Genomic DNA, 21,833 nt, shown 5'->3' on the forward strand with positions numbered 1-21,833 from the left:
TACGCCTCTCCGGCGTCTGCAAGCTGCTGCTGCCCGCCGCCGGCGCCTCGGTGCCGATGCTCGCCGGGGTGCTCGCCGCCGACCGGTCCGGCAAGGGCATCCGGACGGCGCCACGCGATGCGCTCATCGCCGCCAGCAGTTCACCCGAGATGCTGGGCCGGTCGTTCGGCGTACACCGGGCCCTGGACACCGTGGGCGCGCTGGCCGGGCCGCTGGTCGCCGCCGGACTGCTGGCCAGCACCGGAAACCGGTACGACACGGTCTTCGTCGCCGCCTTCTGCATCGCGATGGTCGCCGTACTGCTGCTGGTGCTCTTCGTCCGGGACCGGCCGCCGCCGACGCCGGCGACCCCGGCCACGACGCCGTGGGCCTGGACGCCGCCCGTCCGCCGGGCGTGCGCCGCCGCGGCGCTGCTCGGCGCCGTCACCATCGGCGACTCCTTTGTCTACCTGCTGCTCCAGCAGAAGATGAGCCTGTCCCCCGCGCTGTTCCCGCTCCTCCCGGTGGGCACCGCGGCCGGCTTCCTCCTGCTCGCGGTGCCGTTCGGCCGGCTCGCCGACCGGTACGGCCGCCGGACGGTCTTCCTCGCCGGTCACCTCGCGCTGCTCGTCGTGTACGCCGCGCTGCTCGGTCCAGCCAGCGGCACCGTTGTCGCGGTGGTCGTGCTGGCCCTGCACGGCGCCTTCTACGCGGCGACGGATGGAGTGCTGATGGCCCTGCTGGCCCCGGCTCTGCCGGCCGGGTCGGCGGCGACCGGGTTCGCGACGGTGCAGACGGCGCAGGCGGTGGCCCGGCTGGTCGCCGGGATCGGCTTCGGTGCCGCCTGGACGGCCTGGGGACCCGGCAAGGCGCTGATCGTGACCGCGGCCGGACTGGTGGCGGCGCTCGGCGCCGCGATGGCGCTGCTGCGCCGGGTGACCCCATGACCGCCCGTACCCGATGGCTGGCCGCCATCGCCGGAACTCTGCTGCTCCTCATCGTGGCCGCGGTTCACGCGGTCCGGTCGCGCCCCGCCACCGGCCCGTCGGCGCAGGCGGTCGCCCGCTGGCGGCCGGGTGGGGATCTCCTGGTGCGCGACGCCGCGACCGGCCGGGTGGCGTCGGTCCGGGACGGCATCCGGGACGCGGGCGGGCCGGCCTGTGACCGGACCTACCAGTCCGCCAGGACGATGATCTGCCTCAGGGCCGTGGCCGGGCCCGCGGGGCCGCGGACCTCGATGACGCTGTACGACGACAAGGGACAGCGGTTGAAGGAGATCCGGTTGCCAGGGGTGCCGAGCCGGGCCCGGGTGTCGCCCTCCGGACGGGTCGTGGCGTGGACCCGGTTCACCCTGGGCGACACGTACGCGAGCGGGAAGTTCAGCACGCGGACCTCGTTCTACGCCATCGAGACCGGCTACCTCGTGACGACCATGGAGACGATCGCCCTCTACCGGGAAGGCAGGCGTTTCACGGCGCCCGACCTCAACTACTGGGGCATCACCTTCGTCGACGACAACTTCTTCTACGCGACCGCCGGTTCCGGAGGAAGGACCTGGCTGATCCGAGGCGACACCGACCAGTGGCGCGCCGATGCGGTGGCGCCGGACGTGGAGTGCCCGTCGTTGTCGCCCGACGAGACGCGGATCGCGTACAAGCTGAAGATCGGCGGAAGGTGGTACCCGGCGGTGCTGGACCTGGCCACCGGGAAGGTCACCCGGCTCGCGGACACCGAGCCGTTCGACGACCAGATCGAATGGCTGGACGACGACAACGTCGCGTACGGCCGCGAAGGCGGCGTCTGGTCCGTTCCGGCCGACGGCACGGGCGGCCCGAGACTCATCGCCGCCGGGGCGTCGTCCCCGTCGCGGTGGAAGGCCGATCCCGTGGCCGCGCGCTGACCGCACCCGGACCGCCCGGCGGGATGCGCCGGGCGGCCGGCGCGGGATATCTGCGCAGGACCCACGCCTGCTGCCCGTAGGCGAACAAGGTCTGCGTGAGCCAGTAGAGCACCACGCCGATGGGGAACAGCGCGCCGGAGACGAGCAGTGACAAGGGGGTGCCGAACAGCATCAGTCGCTGCACCGTTCTCGCCGGTGGGTCGGTGGCCCATCCGGTCTTCAGGACCATCTGCCGGCTGGTGAGGAACGTCGTGGCCACCATCACCGCGATCAGGACCGCCGCCACGATCTTGGCTGTGCCGCTCGCAGAGATGAGACTCGCGGCGATCGGGGCGCCGAACAGTTGCGCGTTCGCCGCGCTGTCGAACTGTGCCAGGGTCCAGCCGTACAGAGTGCGGGAGGCCTCGCTCGTGACGGTCGGTCTGAGGTGACGCAACACGTGCAGCAGTCCGAACACGACGGGGGCCTGCAGCAGCATCGGCAGGGCGTTCGTCAGGGGGCTGACCTGCTCCGCCCGGTAGAGCTCCCGAAGCTTCTTGTGCAGGGTCGCGCGGTCCGTTCCGTACTTGTCCTGCAGAGCCCTGACCTTGGGTTGCCGCAGCTGCACCGCTCGTTGTGACCTGACCTGCCTCGTCACGATCGGAATCAGTGCCGTCCGGACGGTCAGCACCAGGAAGACGATGCCGAGCACCCACGACCAGTTCGTGTGCCACCCGCTCGCGTCGCCCAGCACCGCGTCCCAGGCGGCGTGCCAGAACAACAGGACTGCCGAGATCGCCGAGTAGACCACCGCCATCAGCGGACCGAACAGCGCACTCATCACGCCACCCGCGGGCTGCGAGGAGCCTGCGACGAGGCTCGTGAACACTCTGTGACGGCGAGGCTGGGCAGGACAACGGGCATGACGAACCCCTCGGAGGACGGCCGGCCGGATCGGGACATGGGTGGTCGCCAGCGGCCGTGACGAGCGGTGCGAAGGAAATGAGCGATGCTCAGGCGGCCGCGGGCAACCCCGTGGGCCCTCTCGGCCGGGTACGTCCCGCGGCGTCGGGATCGCGATGGCGGGGAACGCCGGTACGCCCGGCGCGTTCTCGCCACGTCCGGTGGGTGGTTCCCCGGTTGACCCAGGTGGTGCGGCGGCTCAGCACCACGGCGGCGGCGAGCACAGCGATCACCAGCACGCCGGCCACGGCACCCGTACCCACGAACAGCCCGGCCGGGCCGGCATCGGTCAGCACGCTGACCACCTGCCAGAAAGCCTCGAACCAGATCACGCCGCTACCGTACCGCCGGGACGCAACCGTCTGGCCCGGCCGCATGGCGCCGGGCCAGACGGTAGGCGCGTTCCAGAGCAGACGATCGGCGGCTCTTTCATGGCGGGCGACCAAGCCGGCCGCGGAACGGGACGGCGGCCCGGCCCGTTGATCCGCTGTTCTTCGGCGCCCGCCGATGCCTGGTGGGCGGTGAAACGAAAGAGAGTCATGAGCCAGTACGCGCCCTACGGCCAGCCGCCACCGACGGTCGTGCCCTACAGCCAGAGTGCGGCTGGTCCGTCGGGCTCAGTTCTCGTCGTGGGTGCCGACGAGGATGCCGAGGCACATCTCGTCGGCGGTGCCTTCACCCCAGACCACGTAGCGGGGTGGCAGGGAGCGCAGCTGCGGGAGCTGCCGGCGTAGTTCCGCGTCGTGGGTGCAGGTCACCCGCAGGGTGTCGCCCGCCGCCACGGGGACCGGCGCCGCCTGCAGCCGCAGCCGCTGGTCGTCGAAGTCGTACGCGTCGATGTCCAGCAGCGTCCGGGCCGCCGGCGTCCCCGGGTTCAGTTCGACCCGGATCGCCCGGCCGAGCAGGTGCATGTGCCCGCCGATGCCATGGATCCGGCCGGCCTGCTGCACCCGGTGGTCGCAGTGCTGGGTGCTGCCCGGCACCGGCCGGCCTGCGCTGCACTGTGCCAGCAGGTGACCGGCGGTCGCGGCTGGTCCGGCACCGAAGCGGCGGGCCACGTCGGCGACGGCGGCGGCGCGGTCGCACAGCGGGCCGGACTCCGCGGGCGGGCAGGGCAGCTCGACCGGCGCCGTGAGCAGCGTGGTGTGCAGTGGCCGGAGACGCTTGCCGGTCAGCCGCAGCCGGATGCCGGAGCGGTCGGCCGGCCGCGTGGCCGGGTCGACCGTCAGGAGGCTGTAGTGCACCTGCATGACGAGCCGGCTGCCGGCCGGCATGGCGAACCCGACGTCCGGGCTCAGCACGGTCTCGTTCCCGCCCGGCGCCCAGCTGGCCACCCACACCGCGGGACCGCCCACCCCGGCGTCGCCGAAGCAGGTCCAGCCGGGTCCCGGGGCCGCGTCGTCGCGCTCGCGAGCGGCGGCGACGGCGCTCCCGTCGATCCGGAAGAAGATGGCGTGGTGGACTATCTCGGTGTTCTGTGGGAGGAACTGGCTACCGGTCAGGAACGCGTCGGCGGGCAGTCCCGGGTCGACGAGGAAGCACCGGTACTCGTCGGTGCCGCCCGCGGGAGGCGCGGGCGTGTACGCCTCCGGCATCGTCACGCGGACGAACCGCTCGCCGGCGCGCAGGGGTTGCGCGGGCGCGGAGGCGGAGCCGGCCCGGTCGCCGGGCACCGGGCCGGAACCGGCCGGGTCGCCGGGGACCGGTGCACCGGAGCACGACGCGAGGAGCACGGTCGTCAGCCACGCCGCGGCCCATCGGCCGGCGCGCCGCGGCCGTCCCGTTCCGATTCCCACCATCTCGCCTCCGCGGGCCAGACTAACCGCCTGAGGACCTCCACCCCGGCGCCGTGCGGCGCCGGGGTGGGTGCGGTCACCCGATGTAGATCTCGACGCGGCGGTTGACCGCCTTGTTGCGGTCCGAGGTGTTGGGGCGTACGGGTTGGGTCTCGCCCCGTCCGGTGTGGGTGGCGCGCAGGCCGGTGTAGGTGCGGCGGAAGTAGGCGGCGACCTGGGCGGCGCGGCGTTGCGAGAGGGTGGCGTTCGAGCCGGCCGTGCCGTCGGCGTCGGTGTGCCCCACCATCAGGGCGGTGCCGAAGCCGTACGTCCGTGCCTGCCGGGCGACGGTGTTGAGGACCCGGCGGGCGTTGGCGTCGAGCGAGAACTCGCTGACGGGGAAGTACACCACGGCGAGCAGCCGGTTCGTGGCGCCCGGCGGGGTGATCCGGGCGGCGACCGGCTCGGCCAGGGTGCCCTGCGCGCCGACCGCGACCACCCGGACGGCGTCGCCGCTGTCGAGGGCGACGCTGCTGATCCGGCAGGTGCGAACGGTGGCGGGGACGGTGCAGACCCGGTTGCCGTTGAGGGTGACGCGGTAGCCGACGAGGTTGGCGGCCGGTGAGGGCCGCCAGGACACCGCGGAGTCGACCCGGGTGGACAGGGTGCGCGAGGTGGGCCGCCCGTCGACGTACACGGGAGCGGCGAGGCTCGTGCCGGCGCCCGGGTCGGCGAGGATGGTCCCGGTGACGGCGGTCACCGGGGCGGGGAGCACGGTGACGGTCAGTGCGGTCGCGGCGCTCGCTTCGTCGTCACGGACCTCGACGGGGATGGTGACGACGCCGCTGAAGCGCGGGTCCACGGTGAGCGTGAGCGTGGTGCCCGACACGGTACGCCGGATCCGCGTGGCCGCGCCCTCGGTGCCGGTCGGTGTTCCCGCGGTCAGGACCAGGTCGTCGCCGTTGGGGTCGCCGGTGGTGAACGGTACGACGAGGGTCTCGCCCGCGGTGACCGTACGCGACGGCATCGCGACGATGGCAGGGGCGGCGTTGGGGACGGTGACGTGCACCGCGGCGGTGGCGGTCTGCCCGGCCGCGTCGCGTACCCGGTAGGTGAAGGTGTCGGTGCCCCGGAACGCCGCGTGCGACGTGTACCAGACGCCGTCGGCCCGCAGTTCGGCCGTGCCGTGCGCGGCCGGGGTGACCTGCTCGACGGTCAGCCCGGTGCCGAGGTCGTTGCCGAGTACGTCGATGCGCCCGGCGGCCCCGCGTACGGCCGTGACGGAGTCGCCGGCGGCCGCCAGGGCCGGTCCGGCGACGGTGACGGTGACGGTGGCGAAGGAGGGTCCGCCGGTCAGCCGGTAGGTGAAGCTGTCGGCGCCGGTGTAGCCGCCGGCCGGGGCGTACCGCACGGTGCCGCCGTGGAGGGTGACGGTGCCGTGCGAGGCGGGCGTGACGGCGGCGACCGTGGCGCCGGCCGGGTCGTTGGCCAGCACGTTGATCAGGGTGGCGGTGCGGAAGTCGACCGTCGTGGTGTCGGCGGCCGGGGCGGCGGTGGGCAGCACGGTGACGGTCACCGTGCCGGTCCCGGTGGTCGCGTGCGCGTCCTGGACGGTGTACGTGAAGCTGTCCGTGCCCCAGTGGTCCGAGGCGGGCTGGTAGGTCACGTCGTCGCCGCCGAGGATGACCGTGCCGTGCGCGGCCGGTCCCGCGGACAGGACGCTCAGCGGTCCGTCGCCGGAGTCGTTGGTGAGCGGGTGCAGGGTGACGGGCGCGCCGCTCGGAGTGTCCGCCTCGTCGGCGGTCACGATCAGGGCGGCCGGCGGGGTGGTCACCGGCGGCACGACCGGGGCGGTCACGGTCACGGTCACCGTGCCGGTGGACGTGTTGCCGGCCAGGTCCGTGACGGTGTACGTGAACGTGTCGGCGCCGGTGTACGGCGCGGTGCCGGCGTACTCGACCCCGGCGCCGCCCGCGGTGATCGTGGCGGTGCCGTGTCCCGGCGCGGTGACCGAGGTCACCGCGAGCCCCTGCCCGGTGTCGTTGATCAGGACACCGATGGTGGTGGGCGTACCGGCGACCGCCGTGGCGGTGTCGTCCTGGGCCTGTGCCGGGTTGCCCGACGGGGCCAGGACGGTGAGGTTGACGGTGGCCGTGCCGGTGCCGCCGCGGCCGTCGGCAACGGTGTAGCTGAAGCTGTCCGCGCCGGTGAAGCCGTTGGCGGGCGTGTAGCTGACGACGCCGTCCACGACCGACACGCTGCCGTTGCCGGGCTGGCCGGCGCCGGTGACCGTCAGCGGGTCGGCGTCGAGGTCGATGTCGTTGCCCAGCACGCTCACCGTCGACGTGCGGTTGTCCCCGACGGTGACCGTGTCGTCGCCGGCGGCCGGGAAGGTGTTGACATTGACGGTGCCGGTCGCGGGCGCGTGGTCGGTCAGGGCCGGCGTGGTGTCGATGGTCGCCGAGCCGACGGTGGCCACGACGGCGGTGGACCGGTTGCCCGGGACCGCCGGCAGCGCCAGGTCGAAGGCGAGGGTGTCGGCGGTGCCGGCGACCGCGAACGGACCCTGGAACACGAGGGCCGAGCCGGTGGGCACCCCGTCGGGAACCGGGGTGCCGCGCCAGCGCACCGAGCCGGGCACCAGCGTGGCGCCGGCGGGCACGGTCGCGGTGAAGGAGTCGAGGACCGCACCGGCGGAGCCGGAGACCGTCGCCTGGTAGGCGGCCGTACCGCCGGTGTCCGGCAGCTTCGCGGGGCTGGCGGAGGCGGAGACGGTCAGGTCGTTGACCGACGGGCTGATCGCCGGCAGCGAGGCGATGCTGCCCAGGTCGGTGTGCTTGATCTGGGTGCCGGAGGCGATCTGCTGTACCGGCAGGACGCTGGTGTCCGAGCTGGTGAAGCCGACGGCGCGGAAGGTGTAGACCGCGGTGTACTCCTTCGACGCCGAGCTCAGGCCGCTGACCCGCAGCAGGTCGGTGTACGAGTCCCCGCCGGTGAACGACAGGCTGGTGCCGACGAGCCGGTACGCCCCGGCGGGCCACGCGCCGGAGGCGGCCGGGCTCATCCAGAACGACGACGGGTCGTTGGCCGAGCCGGAGCCGATGGTTCCGGTGTCGCCCTTGACGGTGATGGTGAACGTACCGCCGATGCGGGGTGTGCCCGCCGACACGGTGACGCTGGTCAGCTTGTTCGCCGCCGCCTTGATGGTCTCCTCGACGGCGGTGAAGCCGCCGGTGTCCGCGCACACCTGACCGGAGCCGGGCAGGTCGGGGCGGCCCTGCCAGACGCTGACGGTGTGCCGTTGCGCCGTGGCGCTCTGCGCCTGCGCGGTGAGGTAGAAGAACCGCGACGCCGAGGCACCGGCGCCGAGCACGGGCACCTGCTGCGCGGACGGCTGCCCGGAACCCAGGGCGACGGAGCCGCCGGCGAAGTCGGTGAGCGAAACCCACAGGTCGTTGCGCGCGCTGCCGGACGTGTCGGTGATCCGGTAGCCGGCGTACGCGCCGCGCAGCACCGGCGTCGACGAGGTGTCGATGTAGAAGTTGGGCCCGTGCAGGGCGGCGACGGTCAGCCCGGCCGACGTGCAGGACGGCGGCAGAGCTACGGCGGGGGCGGCCGTGGCGACGACGGTGGTCGCGGTCACGGTGAGGCCGGCCACACAGCCGGCGAGGAGACGACGCTTCACAGAGCCAAGATCGGCAGCTTCGGCGAACGAATGAGGCCCCGGGGACGCCGCTTTGTTTCATTCCGGGAGCAAGGCACCGCGCTGCTCCGGAACATGAAATACCTTCCGGGCACCAGGTGACGTAGCGTGCTGCCGTGGCTTCCTCTCCATTGGAGACAGGTGATCAAGTCGCCTCGATAGTGGGTGCGGCCGCGGGCGTCCTGTCGCTCGTGCTGTCGGTCGTCACGCTCGCCCTTCAGCGCCGGGCCGGGCAGCCCTCCCGCGCCGGCCGGCGGTGGGCCGGTCTGGGCCTGTCCGCGGCGCTGCTCTCCATCGCCGTGGTGCTCGCACGACGGGTCTGGGAGCTGACCTGGCACGGGATCGACTGGCTGACGCTCGGCTCCGGCGGGGTGGCGCTGGCATCGCTGGTCGCGGCGGGGATCGCCCGCGGCCGGGTGCCGAAGCTGACCGGGCCGCTCCGGGCCCTGCTCGAGCAGCAGTACGCCGAGGCCGAACAACCGTGGTACGACTTCGGAGCGCTCTGTCCGCCCGGCCATCGCTTCATCTACGTCGAGCAGCGCACCACCCCGGTACGGCGGCGGACCGCGCCGGAGGGGCGCCTGCTCACGGTCGCCGAGATGCTCCAGCGGAGCAGGAACGTCACCGTGTCCGGCGGCCCGGGCGCCGGGAAGTCCTTCATGGTCGCCGAGATCGTCCTCCGGAGCGCGAGATGGTGGCTCTCCGCACGGGGGTGGTCGCGTCCCGGAGGCGCACCGTACGGGCCGGTGATCCCGGTCGTCGTTCAGGCGCGGGCCCTGCTCGACGCGGACCTTCCCGCCGCGCTGGCCACGACGTGGGGACATGTGGACGGTGTGACCCGCGAGCTGTTCACCCGGCCGCCGGCGCCGTACGCGTCATGGCTGATATTGATCGACAGTCTGGACGAGGTGGTGGATCCGGCCGGGCGCGCCAGGATCCTGCGCCGGGTCGGCGCGTACCTCGACACGGACGGCACCGGGAGCCGGGTCGCCGTGGCCAGCCGCCCGCTGTCCGAGGGCGAGCTGAGGGAGCTGTGGGCCCGCGACGTCCAGTCGTTCCGGTTACGGTCCTTCACCGCCGACGACGTCCGCGCTTTCGCACTCGGCTGGTTCACCTTCCGGCTCGGCGCGCCATCGGGGGTCCAGGAGGAGGTCGGCCGGTTCCTGTCCCGGATCCGGTCGGCGGGCCTGGAACCCGTGGTACGGGTGCCGCTGCTGTGCAGCATGGCCGCGCTGGTCTACGACGCCGACCGGGATCAGGAACTGCCGACCAGCCGCGCCGACCTCTACGGGGAGTTCATCGGGCTGCTGCGCCGCAGCCGCGACGGCGTCGAGCCGTCCGGCGCCTTCGACGTCTGGCTGGCGACCGAGCTGAGCCACCTGCTCACGACTTTGGCGGTGGCCCAGATCAGGCAGGACCGGCGCCGCCTCGTGGACGTCGCGGCGGACTGGGTCCGCGCGAACGCTCCGGACGACCTGCGCGCGGCGCCGCAGGCCGCCTGGATAGGTACGGTGCGCAGCCGCCTCATGGCCAGTGGGCTGTGCACGCTGCAAGGACCCGACATCGCCTTCATCCATCACAGCGTGGCGGAGTACCTTGCCGCGGATCCTTGCAGCGGGTGCTGGGAGCCGGAGGGGATTCGCGCTGGATTGCTGGACACAGCGACGCGCAGCGCGGCGTTGTTCGCGTTGGCCCGCTCCGGCCTCGCGGCGGAGCCGGTCGTCGAGAACCTGCTGGACGGCGGGCCGGAGAATCTGCTGGCTGCCGGCCTGGTCCTCGCCGACGGCATCCGGGTGGCGCCGCCGCTGCGCCGGCGGGTCATCGACGCGCTCTTCGAGATCCTCCGCGGTGACGACGCGAGTGCACCCGACTGCCTCGCCGTGCTGCTCTCCCTGGCAGCCGCCGAGGAGACGCGGCTGAGGCTCGAGACGCTCGCGCAGGACGGCACGGAGAGCGTCTGGGTTCGCGCCACCGTCGCGGATGCGCTCGCCGATCTGGGTTCGCCGGCCGGCCCGCGGGCACTCCGGGACCTCGCCTCGGGCAGGTCGACCGCGGACGCCGTCGTCCGGCGGTGGGCGGCTGCCCGGCTCGCTGCCCGGAGCCAGCCCGCCCCGGCGAGCCGGCCGGCCGCGGTGGCACCCGTCCCGGCGGAGACCACCGGGATGGGCGTCCTCGGCCGTCGCGCACTCAAGGAGACACTGTCCGACACCGGAGCGGCCTTGACCGACCGGATGGAGGCCGCCGCCACCCTGTATCGCCTGTCGGAGGCCGTCGCCGAGCAGGCGCTGAGGGATTGGGCACTTCCCGAGGCGAACGATCCGGACACCCGCTGCCGGGCGGCGACCGTCCTCAGCCAGGGCGGCGACCGGGCCGGCACCCAGGTGCTCGCCGGCCTCGCCGCGTCCACCGATCCGGAGGTACCGGTCGAGGTGCGGCGGCGGGCGGCCCATGCCCTCCTGCCCGTCGACACCCAGGCCGGCGTGCAGGCCCTGCTGCGGATCGCGGTGGACGAGCGGGCACCACGCCCGGAACGCCAACTGGCCGAGGCGAGCCTGGCCGATCACGGCGTCCTCGTCCCGCGCCGGCCCCGCCGCCTCCGGCAGCCTCCGGAGCCCGCGGATCCGCTGGCGGTGATCGCCGGCGTGGTCGCACAGAGGTGGTCCCTCGAGGCGGCCCGCCAGGACAACGACTGGCTGAGTCTCGGAGCGGTGTGGACCACCCGGCGGAGACCGCGCATCGCGCTGACCGTCACGACCATGCCCGACCTGGTACGCAAGCATCGTGTGGAGGCGCCGGCGCTGCTGGCGGTGATCGGGGACGCAGGCGCCGGAAAGTCGACCACCGCCGCCGGTTTCGTTCGCGAGCAGCTGCGGAGCCGGGAGAACCACGAGGCGGTCGCCGTCCTGCTGCCGATGTCCACCTTGACCTCGGTGACGGACATTCTCGGCTGGGTGGTCGATGCCATCCCCTCGGCCTACCCGGAACTGCGCACGCACGGTGTGACGGACGAGCAGCTGTGGCGACTGGTCCGTTCCGGCCGGCTGCTGCTGGTTCTGGACGGGCTGGACGAGGTGCCCGCCGGCGATCGCGGACCGGTGGTGCGGGCGGTCACCGATGCCGTGACCCCGACCGGGTCGCACGTGGTGCTCACCTGCCGCACCGCGGAGTATCAGGAGTTGCTGCGCCGCGGAGCGCGGTCCACGTTGTGGCGGATGCCGGTCGTCTCGCTCGAGCGGCTTTCGGCGGGTGACATCGCCTCGGCCATGGAGAGCGGCCTGACCGCCATGGACCGCCACCGGTGGGAACCGGTGCTGACGGAGATGCGACACAACCCCACGGGACGGACGGCGCACATCCTGTCCTCGCCGCTACTGCTGAAGCTGGCTCGCACGGTCTACAGCAGTCCCGGGACCAACCCCACCGAGCTGCTGGATCCCACCCTCTTCCCGGCCCGGGAAACCGCCCTGCGCCACCTGCTCGACCGATTCGTGCCCGCCGTCTACGACCGGCACCGGGCCGCCCGGGCGGCCCGGTGGCTCACCTTCCTCGCCGTCCTGATGGAGCGGCAGGCGACCACGTCGTTCGCGTGGTGGCGGCTGCCCCTCGCCGTCTCCCAACCGGTCCGCAATCTCGTGGGTGTCCTGACGGCAGTGTGCCTGCTGCCGTTCGTGACGTCGATCACCGGTGAGCTTTCCTTCGCGGTGGTGCTCAGCGGCTTCTTCGGCGTCGTTGCACGGCATGCCAACGGCGTCCGCTTCCTCCCGGTCAGATGGAAGTTCCACAGCGCGAGAGGCACGCTTCGCCGCCAGCGGGTCGTCACCGGCATGACCATCGTCATCACCGGGATCAGCTCCGGCATCGGCGTCTGGATCGTCACGGACGACCCGGCAACCGGGGCGACAGCCGGAGCGTCGATCGGACTGGCGCAAGCCGCCCTCACCCCGTGGGCCTGGTGGATCCTGGCGCGCATCTGGCTGGCCACCTCGGGGCTGCTGCCCTGGCGACTGCTCACCTTTCTCCACGACGCCGACCGGCGCGGAATCCTGCGGTCGTTCGGCGACTCCTACGGATTCACCCACCTGGAAGCACAGCGGCACCTGGCCGGACGCGAATCCCGCGTCCCACGCCAGCGCGGATAATGGCGTGACAATCGCGTTCGGGGCCCGGAAACTCTCCCGGTGATCTTCGATGCCGTCCTCCGTCACGTGCGCCCCCCGTCACGGCTGGCCGGACGGTTGTCCGCCCAATCGCTGCTCTTCGCCCTCGGCGAAGGCACCTTCATGACCGGCTCGGCGGTCTTCTTCACCCAGATCGTCGGGCTGTCCGCCGCTCAGGTCGGTCTCGGGCTGACCTGCGCCGGGATCGCCGCGTTCCTGGCGGCGTTGCCGATGGGCAAGCTGGTCGACCGCTTCGGGCCGAAGAGGATGTGGGCCCTCAGCGCGGCCGGGCAGGCGGCGATGTTCGCGGTGTGGCCCTTCATCACCGGCTTCCACGGCTACGTCGCCATGGCCGTCGGGATGGAGGTCATCGGTGCCCTCGGCAGCGCCGCGTACGGCGCGTACACCATCGACGCGCTGCCGCCCGAGGAACGGGTGAAGTCCCGGGCCTACATGTACTCGGCCCTGAACCTCGGCTTCACCCTCGGCTCCCTCGTCGGGGGCGTCGCCCTGGCCTTCCACTCCAACGACGTCCTGCACGCGCTGCCCTGGTTCACCGCCGTGGTCTTCCTGGTCAACGCGACCGCCATCACCCGGTTGCCGCGGGCCGCGCACGACAACCGCACCTCGGGGGACCGCAAGGCGCAGGTCCCCGGCCCGGGGCCGTTGCGCAATCCCGGCTGGCTGCTCTCGAACTTCTTCGCCGGGATCTTCTGGACCAATCAGGTGCTGCTCAACGTCGTGATCCCGTTGTGGCTCGTCGAGCAGACGGACGCACCCCGGGTGCTGCTGGCCTTCCTGTTCGGCACCAACACGGTGATGTGCATCTTCCTGCCGATGGCAGCGGCACGGGGAGTCGACGGGCTGTCCACCGCGCTGCGGGCGGTCCGGTTGTCGTCGGCCTTCTTCGTGCTCTCCTGCCTGATCACCCTGGCGACCCACGACACCGTCGGCTGGGTCACGATCGCCCTGGTGTGGCTGGGGCACGTGACCGTGACCGGGGCCGAGCTCTACCTCTCGGCGGCCAACTGGACGTTCGAGGCGGAACTGATGGACCCCCGGCAGCGGGGCGCCTACCAGGGGGCAGGCGAGATGAGCGGCACTCTCGGCAAGGTGTGGGCGCCGGCGGTCTACACCTTCCTCGCGATGAACTGGGGCGCCACCGGCTGGTTGCTGATCGCCGGCATCATCGTGGTGGCCACCATCGCGATACACCCGTCGACCCGGCTGGCGCGACGGTTCCTCGAGAGGCACGTCCCCGCCGAGGTACTGGCCGACGCCCGTACCTCCAAGTCCCACCGGGACGAGGGCGTCCCCACCGACCAGCCGGTGCCGAACCACACCCCCGACCCGGTCCGGTAAGGCCGGTGGGCTGCGGGCCACCGGCCTTACCGGACCGGGTTCAGGACCACTTGATCGGTACGCAGTTCCCGGTCTTGTAGGTGCCGCGGCTGTCCGGAACGAGGCCGTGCCCGGACTTCGCGATCCGTGCGCACACCTTCGGCGAGTCGCCGATGGCCCGGATGAAACGCTGGTCTCTCGTCGAGATCACGGAGGGCTGCTGGTCCTCGACGTACCAGAATCCCTGCTGGTGGTCGGGGACCTGGGAGCCCATGATCTCGTCCGGGGGGTTCGTGCCGTCGCTGCCGTAGAGATGCAGGTGGAACCCGCCTTTGATGGTGGGCGTGGTGCCGGCGAATCCCGCGTCGTATGCCACGGTGAACCGGCCGTCGGCGACGGTCGCCGAGGTCAGGCAGACCCAGCGGGTGTTGCGCTTGATCTCGGTCGTGCACTGTTCGTCCGCCGGGAGGGTGGGCTTGCCGGCCGCCGGGGCCACGGGCTTGCCGCCCTTGTCGCCGCCCGCCTCGGCGCGGTTGCCGCCGGTCAGGACCCACGCCGCGGCGCCACCGCCGAGCAGCAGGACCAGCGCCGCACCCACCGCGATCAGGGCGACCCGGCCCCGTTTGGCCGGCGGTTCCGGCGCCGCCGCCGCGGAGCCGGCGGCCGGTGCGGCGGTGGTCGATGCGTAAGTCCTGGTGCGGGCGGGCCGGCCGGCCGGGCCGGCGGGCGCCGGGAGGCCCGCGGGACCGGTCACGGGCGCACCGGGAAGAGCGGGCGCGTCGACGCGCGATGCCGGATGCGGAATCACGGGTTCGCCGTGGAACGTCGCCCGGACCGGCCCGGCCGCTGGTGGCGCCGGCCTGGCGGGCGGGGCCGCGGGTGCCGCCTGCCGGCTCGGCGGGGCCGCGGGTGCCGCCTGCCGGCTCGGCGGGGCCGGGCTGGGCACCGCGCCGGCGGCGCTCGCGGGCCTGGTCAGTGCTCCGCCGGCCAGCCATGCCGCGCCGAGGGCGACCGAGTGCTTGGGATGGGCGTCGACCACCACCGGCCGTCCCAGCTCCGAGCCGACCAGCTGGGACACGATCGGCATCCGGGACGAGCCACCCGCCAGCAGCACCGAGTGCACCTGTTCCGGCGCGCAGTCGGCGGACCGCAGCGCCCGCTGGAGCGCCTCGACGGAGGTGTGCAGCGCCGGCCGGACCATCGTCTCGAACTCGGCCCGGGTGAGCCGGATCTCCGTGGACACATCGGGCAGCAGGACCGGGATGGTCGTGTCGGTGTCCGCCGACAGCGCCTCCTTGGCCTGGACGCACTCGTCCCGCAGCCGGGCCACGGCGTTGATCACCGCGGGGTCGTCCTCGTCGAGCTCCTCCAGCTTGCCGTCGAGTGCGGTACGGACATGGTGGAAGACCGCCGCGTCGAAGTCGCTGCCGCCGAGCCGCTCGATGCCTTCCGGCTGCCCCATGACCTCGAAGCCGGTCGCCGTCTTGCGCAGCACCGCGGCGTCGAAGGTGCCGCCGCCGAGGTCGTACACGGCCACGACGGTGCCCGGCTCGACGCGTTGCTGCTGGGTGTAGTTGACCGCCGCCGCCTCGGGTTCGGTCGTGTACGTCACCGGCAGATCGAGGCCGGCCATGCGGATGGCCTGGCGGAAGAGGTCCATCTTGTACGGACCCCAGTTCGCGGGGTGCGAGACGCAGAGCGCGGTGGGCAGGCCGCCTTCCCGGCCGGCCACCTCGTCGACCACCCACCGGAGCAACCGCGACATCAGCGCCTCGGCCGACTGCGGCACACCGCCGAGCAGGATGGGGGTGGTGTCGCCCAGCCGCCGCTTGAACTCGCGGGCGACCCGTTGCGGTTCGGAGAGTCCCCGGCGATGTGCCGCGTCTCCGGTCAGGAACGTCTCGTCCTGACGGAGCAGCACCACCGAAGGGATGGCCGCGCTCCGGTCGCCGAGCGAGACGGTCTCCGCCCGGCCGTCCCGCCAGATCGCCGCCGCCGTGAAGGTGGTTCCGAGGTCAATGCCAAGCGCGTACATCGATGGGTGCTCCGATTATGGTGATCAAGACAGGGCTCAGGTCGTCGCACGACACACGTCGCGGCGGGTCGACCGGTTCGATCGCGACTCAGCCGTCACTCAGCGTGATCGCCGCCGTTCGGCGATCATGCCTTCGCAGGACCGGACGGCCACCCGTGCGGCGACCGCCATCTCCGCCGTGGTCAGGGGGTTCTCCGCCCGGCGCTGCCAGCGGGCCAGCGCCGCGTCCGCCGCCGCGTCCAGCTCCGCGCCGGAGGCGTCCGGCGGCAGCCGCAACCGCTGGTGGATCGCCGCGCCGGCGCCGCCGATGAGCTGCTCGAGCTCGGCGACGACGTCGGGCTTGCCGGTCACCCATCCGGCGCGGAGGCTGGAGAGCACCCTCAGCTCGTGGAACGGGTGCGCCGAGGCGATGATCTCCTCCACCATGGCGGCCACCTGGTCACTGCCCGGCCGAGGGCGGACGCGCGTGATCTCGGCCAGGGCGAGCAGCGCGGACCGGGACTTGAGCACATCCCGGCGTTCGAAGAACAGCGAGCCGAGGATCTCCCGCAACTGCGCCAGTCCGCTGCGCTCGGTCAGCTCCCGGGCCAGTTCCGTTGCGGTGCCGCTGGTGCCGTGCCGCAGCAGGGCCGCCGACAGCCGCAGCCCGAACAGGCCGAACCGGGCGAGCAGCGCCTCCCGCTCGATCGAGGTCATGCCGAGCTCCGGCATGGTCTGGACGAACCGGTCGACGGAGAGCAGCAGCTGCTCGGCCTGGGCCGGCGGCAGCTCCGAGATCCGGCGCAACCGGGCGAACTCCACTTCGGTGAGGGTCGCGGCGGTCTCGGCGAGCAGGCCCGCCACGGGAACGACGGACTGCACCAGGCGCCGGACGCCCGCGTCGGTGCTCAGCCGGCCCGCGACCCGGCGCGCCGAGGCCATCGCGTCGAGCCGGCCGGCGGCGATCTCGTCGGCCCGGGACAGCACCCCGATGGCGTTGACCGGATTGGGGCGCGACACCTCCACGTCGTGGAAGGCCCGCAGGAACTCGACGTCGTTGCTGTGCAGGTGACGCATCAGATAGATGACGGCGTCGGCGGGCGTCTCCTCGTCGTCGGGCGCGAGCAGGTGCCAGGAACGCTGCGAGGTCTGCTCGGACAGCGACCCGATCCCCGGAGTGTCGATCAGCGTCACGGTCCGCAGCGCCTGCGCCGGCCAGCTGACCTCCAGCTGCACCACGTCCTCCACGCCGAGGTCGCCGAGGTCCATCTCGATGGCGCCGTCCTCGCGGCTGAACCGGAGCTGCCGGGGCGGACCCTGATGGGGCCGGGCCATGACCTGGTAGGTGTGCCCGTCCCGGTACCAGGTGACGATGCGAGTGCACTCCCCCGCGTCGGTGGGCGCCAGCCGGTCGCCGACCAGGGCGTTGAGCAGCGTCGACTTTCCGGCCTTGACCCGGCCCGCGACGGCCACCCGGAGCGGCTCGTCGAGGCGGTCGCGCAGGGCGGCGATCCGCCGCTCCTCCGGCGTCGCGCGGTACACGCCGGCGGCCCGGCCGAGCACCTCCCGGGTACGGTCGATCAGGCTCATCCGGTCACCGCGGACGACCGCCGCCCGAGCATACGCATCACGCCCAACTCGGACCCCACATCCTCACGTCGCTGCCTCCCGGACGGCACCGGAGCACGCCTCCCGGTGCAAGGTACTCGGCGGTTCCCGGCCGCCCGGCCGGACGGCCCGGCGCATGTGGTGCGTCACTGTGCCGCCGGTGTGGCCGCCACCATCTGACAGTCTTGGTGCCGGGAAGCGGCGACGGTACACCCTCGACGCGAGCGGTACCACACCGTGCGGCCGCCCCACCAGCCGTAAACTGCCAGGTCGGTACGGGCGGAGGGATCGCACGGGTGACTGTCGTGGTGGGCGTGGACGGCTCCGGGCGTACCCATCGGCTGGGTGAGATCGCCGCCGCAGCCGGCCGGCCGGTCGCCTCCGTGGTCTTCACGACGGCCGACGACCTGGAAGCGCTGCTGGCCCGCGCCCGCTCCGACGGCGCGATGGTCGTCGTCGACGACGCCCACCGGCTGCCCCCGGAGGCGCTGCGGGCGCTGGCCGCCGCCGCGCGCGCCGGACTGCCGATGGCGATCGCCCGCCGCCCCACGATCGACGGCCCGGAGCTGGCCGACCTGGACGAGGCGGTCGCCGCCACGTCGACGGTCGAACACCTCGGCCCGCTCGACCCCGGCGCCCTGACCGCGCTGGTCACGGCCACGATCGGCCGGCCGGTGACCCCGGAGCACGTGGCGGCCGTCCAGGCCGCCTCGGCAGGCCTGGCCGCGCTGGCCGAGACGGTGGCCGCGGCTCCGGACGGCACACCGCCCGCGCTGGTCGCCCGGCTGCAACGACGGCTCGCCGCGTCCGGCCGCGACACCGCGGAACTGGCCGGAATCCTCGCGCTCGGACTGGACCTCGGCGACGACGTCCTCGGTGCCGCGGCACGGTTGGATCCGGCGGCTGCCGCGGCGGCGATGCGCTCGCTGCGCGACCAGGGACTGCTGATGCCCGACGGCGAACGGATGATCCCGGCCGTCGCCCGCGCGCTCCTCGCCGACCTGTCTGCGCTGGAGCGCCGCCGGGTGCACGACACCGTGGCAGCGGCCCTGCTGGCCACCCGTGCCGACCCGGTGCGCGCCGCGGAGCAGCTGCGCGCGGCCCGCGCGCGTACGCCCGCGGCGGCCGACGTCTACCGGCGTGCCGCCGACCGGCTCCGCTTCGCCGCGCCCGAGCGCGCTCTGTCCTGCTACGACGACGCGCTCGACGCCGGCGCCGACCCGGCCGTCGTCGCCGCGGGCCGGGCCGAGGCGGCCGTCCTGCTCGGCTTGCCCGTCGACCTGGACGCCGCGACCGCCTCGGAATCCGACGCGGCCCGGCTCGCCCTGGTCGCCGGTGCCGCCGCGGCCCATGACGGCCGAGCCGGCCGGGCGGCCGAGGCGCTGCTGAGCACCGGCCCGCCCGGGCCCGTCCTGGCCGTACCGGCGCTGGTGGCCACCGGTCGACCGGAAGCGGCGCGCTCCGCGGCGACCGGCCAGGCTCCCTTGCCGTTGCGCCGCCTCGCCGAGGCGACGCTGGCCGTCGGCAACCCCACGACGGCCCTGCCGCTGCTGATCGAGGCGGCCGAGGCCTACGAACAGGCGCCACCGGCGGTCACGGTCCCCGACCTGCCGCACGCACTCGGCGCGCTGGTCGCGGTGACCGCCGGTGACAGCGCGACCGCCGAGTACCTGCTGGAACGGGCGCTGGACGCCGGGACCGGTGGGCCCGTCGCCGGCAACCGGCACCGCACACTGCTGGCCTGGGTACGGCTGCGGGCCGGCCGGTACGACACCGCCCTCGCCGAACTCGACCGGCTGACCGGCACGTCGCTGCCGGGCCGGGAACGTCTGGCGTTCGCCTGCCTCACCGCCGGGATCGCCCGGCGCCGGGGCGACATCGCCCAGCTCCGGGCGGCGTGGGCGCTCGCCGAGCCGGTGCTCGCCCGGCGTGCGGTGGACCTGTTCCACCTGGAGATGACCGAAGAACTGCTGGTGGCCGCCGCCCGGCTGCGCCACCACCGGCGGATCGCGCCGGTCCTCGACGACCTGGAGGCGGTCGTCGACCGGCTCGGCCGGCCGGACGCCTGGGCGGTGTCGCTGGGCTGGATCCGGCTGCAGATCGCCGTCGTCGGCGAGGACCGGGCGGCCGCGACCGCCGCCGCGGACCACCTCGCCGGCCTCGACCCCTCGGGCCCCCGGCAGCAGGCCCAATGCCGTGCGGCCACCCGGTGGGCCGCCGCGCTGCACGGCGACGTACGCCCGGACGACGTGCTGGCGGACGCCGCCGATCTGGTCGCGGCCGACCTGCCGTGGGAGTCGTCCCGGCTGCTCGGGCACGCCGCGATCCGGACCAGCGACCCGTCGGCCGCGCGCCGGCTGCTGGAGCGCGCGCGGGAGCTGTCCCGCCCGGAGGGGACGGCGGACGAGTCACCGCAGGATGCGGGCCGGGGCGGTCTGTCCGAGCGGGAGGTGGAGGTGGCACGGCTGGTGCTTGCGGGTCGTACGCACCGTGAGATCGGGTCGCAGCTCTACCTGTCCCCGAAGACGGTGGAACACCACGTGGCCAGGATCCGTGCCAAACTCGGTGCCGCCAACCGGGCCGAGATGATCGCTGCGCTGCGGAGCCGGTTGCCGTCGGAGTCCTGACCGGGCCCCCCTAACCCCCTCCGGCCGGAAGGGGGAAAGCCCCGATGCGAGGCATGGTCGGCAACCCGCAGGCTTGCTCATGTCCGACCACCGGGGCGGGCCCGAGCACAGGAGAAGTCATGGCCGTTGAAGTAACCCCGCTGATCATCGACAACATCCGGGCGTTGTTCGAGAAGGTGTTCAGCAGCGACGCGGAGACCGCGAAGTTCCTCGCCGACCCGGCCGGCGCCTTCGCCGCCAACGACATCGACGCCGAGTCGCTCAATGCGGTCGACATCGACCAGGTCGTCGCGGATGCGGCCTACGGCGGCGACGGCGCCGCGAGCGGTGGCTACAGCGGCGGCTACACCGGCAGTGGCAGCGGTGGCGGCTTCAGCGGTGGCAGCAACGCCGGCGGCTTCAGCGGTGGCGGCAGCGGTGGTGGAGCGGCCGCGAGCGGCGGTGCCGCCTCGGCGCCGGCCCCGCAGGCCGTGCAGCAGGTCACCCAGGTCACGCAGACCTTCACCACCCAGAACCTGATCGAGAACACGCAGACCTTCACCGACAACTCCACCAGCATCGACAACTCGGTGGACGTCGACGTGGACGGTGCGGTTCTCGGCGACATCGACATCGACGCCACCAACCTCAACCAGACCGGTGACGGCAACGTGGGCACCACCGGCGCCGGTGACGTCAACGCCGCCACCGGCGACGGGGCGGTGGCCCAGCAGGGCGACGGGGACCAGGTCGCCGCGACCGGCGGCTCGGTGGCGGCGGGCGGCACCGCGGTCGGGGTCACCGGCGACAACTCGTCGGCGGAGGTCGTCGGCGGCGACAAGGTCACCACGGGTGACGGCTCCGTGGTCGGCACCGGCAGCGGCGACGTGCTCGGCGCGACCGGCGACGGTGCGTTCGTCGGCAACGCGGCCAACGGCGACGTGGTCGGCAACACCGGCGACAACGCGGTGACGGCGGGCGGCGACATCTCCGGCGCGGTCAACACCGGGATCAACTCCGGGGTGCAGGCGAACGGCGACGTCGACAAGGCGATCCTGGGCGACAACTTCGGCATCGTCGGCGACGACGTGGACAAGGCGGTCGTCGGGGACGGCAACCAGTCCGCTCAGTTCGACATCGACACCAGCGGCGGCGCCGGCGGCACCGCCAACGGCACCGGAGGCGCCGGCGGCATCGGCGGCGACGCCTCCGCCGACGGCGGAAACGGCGCCGGCGGCGCGGCCGGCACCGGGGTCGGCCTCGGGGTGGGCGTCGGGCTCCGCGGCAGCGGCGACGGGCGCGGCCAGGGCATCGGTGGCGACGGCGGCGACGGCGGCGACGGCGGCACCGCCGTCGGTGGCAGCGCCGCGGGCGGTGCCGGTGTGGGCGGCAACGCCGGCGGCGGCGCCGGTGGCGCGGTGGGCCCGATCAACTTCAACTTCGGTGGGGGCAGCCAGACCAACGTCTCCGGCTCCCGGGTGGAGGACTCGTCGGTGTCCGGCAGCGGCAACGCGGCCACGACGCAGGACTCGTTCAACGACCAGTCGACGAACGACTCCTTCAACGACCAGTCCACGAACGACTCGTTCAACGACCAGTCCGCCGATGACTCGTTCAACACCGACGACTCGATCCAGGCCGACGACTCGCTCATCATCCGCGAGTCCGCCGACAACTTCACCGGGAACGGCCGCGACGCGCTGGACGGCGCCGACGCGGACGCGAGCCCCGCGGCCTGATCCCAGACCGGGGGAACCGGCAGATACCGGGCATCGGGCCGGTGAGCACACCGTGGCGTGGCGGGTCGG

Annotated in this window: 12 protein-coding genes; 6 read left to right on the plus strand and 6 right to left on the minus strand. The window is 73.4% G+C overall.

The features are described 5' to 3' along the window. The first annotated feature begins 56 nt into the window (after nucleotides 1–56). A complete protein-coding gene (locus tag IEY99_RS30135) occupies nucleotides 57–926 on the plus strand; it encodes an MFS transporter (RefSeq protein ID WP_229799394.1) in 870 nt (289 codons plus the stop codon). Further along, nucleotides 923–1,879: a TolB-like translocation protein gene (locus tag IEY99_RS30140; RefSeq protein ID WP_189207498.1), complete on the plus strand. Its 957-nt coding sequence runs from the start codon at nucleotides 923–925 to the stop codon at nucleotides 1,877–1,879. The genes IEY99_RS30135 and IEY99_RS30140 overlap by 4 nt, the downstream gene beginning before the upstream one ends. Here the strand turns inward: IEY99_RS30140 and yidC are convergent. The 4 genes from yidC to IEY99_RS30160 form a co-directional block, all read right to left on the minus strand. Next, nucleotides 1,818–2,699: a membrane protein insertase YidC gene (yidC, locus tag IEY99_RS30145; RefSeq protein WP_229799377.1), complete on the minus strand. Its 882-nt coding sequence runs from the start codon at nucleotides 2,697–2,699 to the stop codon at nucleotides 1,818–1,820. The two genes, IEY99_RS30140 and yidC, sit on opposite strands and share 62 nt — an antisense overlap. Nucleotides 2,700–2,871: 172 nt before the next feature. Further along, nucleotides 2,872–3,153, minus strand: coding sequence for a DUF6412 domain-containing protein (locus tag IEY99_RS30150; protein ID WP_229799378.1), 282 nt, complete (start codon nucleotides 3,151–3,153; stop codon nucleotides 2,872–2,874). A gap of 285 nt (nucleotides 3,154–3,438) precedes the next feature. After that, on the minus strand, nucleotides 3,439–4,620 hold the full coding sequence (locus tag IEY99_RS30155) for a monooxygenase (protein ID WP_189207499.1): 1,182 nt from the start codon (nucleotides 4,618–4,620) through the stop codon (nucleotides 3,439–3,441). A gap of 73 nt (nucleotides 4,621–4,693) precedes the next feature. Next, a complete protein-coding gene (locus tag IEY99_RS30160; RefSeq protein ID WP_189207500.1) occupies nucleotides 4,694–8,281 on the minus strand; it encodes an Ig-like domain-containing protein in 3,588 nt (1,195 codons plus the stop codon). A gap of 134 nt (nucleotides 8,282–8,415) precedes the next feature. On the opposite strand from IEY99_RS30160, the gene IEY99_RS30165 reads away from it, so the two are divergent. Both IEY99_RS30165 and IEY99_RS30170 read left to right on the plus strand, forming a co-directional pair. Beyond that, nucleotides 8,416–12,438 carry an NACHT domain-containing protein gene (locus IEY99_RS30165; protein WP_189207501.1) on the plus strand — a complete coding sequence of 1,341 codons (4,023 nt, stop codon included), beginning with the start codon at nucleotides 8,416–8,418 and terminating at the stop codon, nucleotides 12,436–12,438. 39 nt (nucleotides 12,439–12,477) lie between these two features. Beyond that, on the plus strand, nucleotides 12,478–13,818 hold the full coding sequence (locus IEY99_RS30170) for an MFS transporter (protein ID WP_189207502.1): 1,341 nt from the start codon (nucleotides 12,478–12,480) through the stop codon (nucleotides 13,816–13,818). Nucleotides 13,819–13,858: 40 nt separating this feature from the next. Here the strand turns inward: IEY99_RS30170 and IEY99_RS30175 are convergent, their stop codons facing one another. Both IEY99_RS30175 and IEY99_RS30180 read right to left on the minus strand, forming a co-directional pair. Next, entirely contained in the window at nucleotides 13,859–15,832 is a 1,974-nt protein-coding gene (locus tag IEY99_RS30175) for an Hsp70 family protein (protein WP_189207503.1), read from the minus strand. A 99-nt stretch (nucleotides 15,833–15,931) separates the two neighbouring features. Next, nucleotides 15,932–17,401 (minus strand): dynamin family protein, encoded by a 1,470-nt coding sequence (locus tag IEY99_RS30180; protein WP_189207504.1) that lies wholly within the window; start codon nucleotides 17,399–17,401, stop codon nucleotides 15,932–15,934. Between the two features lie 314 nt (nucleotides 17,402–17,715). Between IEY99_RS30180 and IEY99_RS30185 the strand changes: the two genes are divergently transcribed. Further along, nucleotides 17,716–20,046 (plus strand): helix-turn-helix domain-containing protein, encoded by a 2,331-nt coding sequence (locus IEY99_RS30185; RefSeq protein ID WP_229799379.1) that lies wholly within the window; start codon nucleotides 17,716–17,718, stop codon nucleotides 20,044–20,046. Nucleotides 20,047–20,165: 119 nt separating this feature from the next. Beyond that, nucleotides 20,166–21,764 carry a YdhT family protein gene (locus IEY99_RS30190; protein WP_189207505.1) on the plus strand — a complete coding sequence of 533 codons (1,599 nt, stop codon included), beginning with the start codon at nucleotides 20,166–20,168 and terminating at the stop codon, nucleotides 21,762–21,764. The last annotated feature ends 69 nt before the right edge of the window (nucleotides 21,765–21,833 follow it).

The organism is Couchioplanes azureus, from assembly GCF_014648355.1.
Taxonomy (GTDB): Bacteria; Actinomycetota; Actinomycetes; order Mycobacteriales; family Micromonosporaceae; genus Actinoplanes; species Actinoplanes azureus.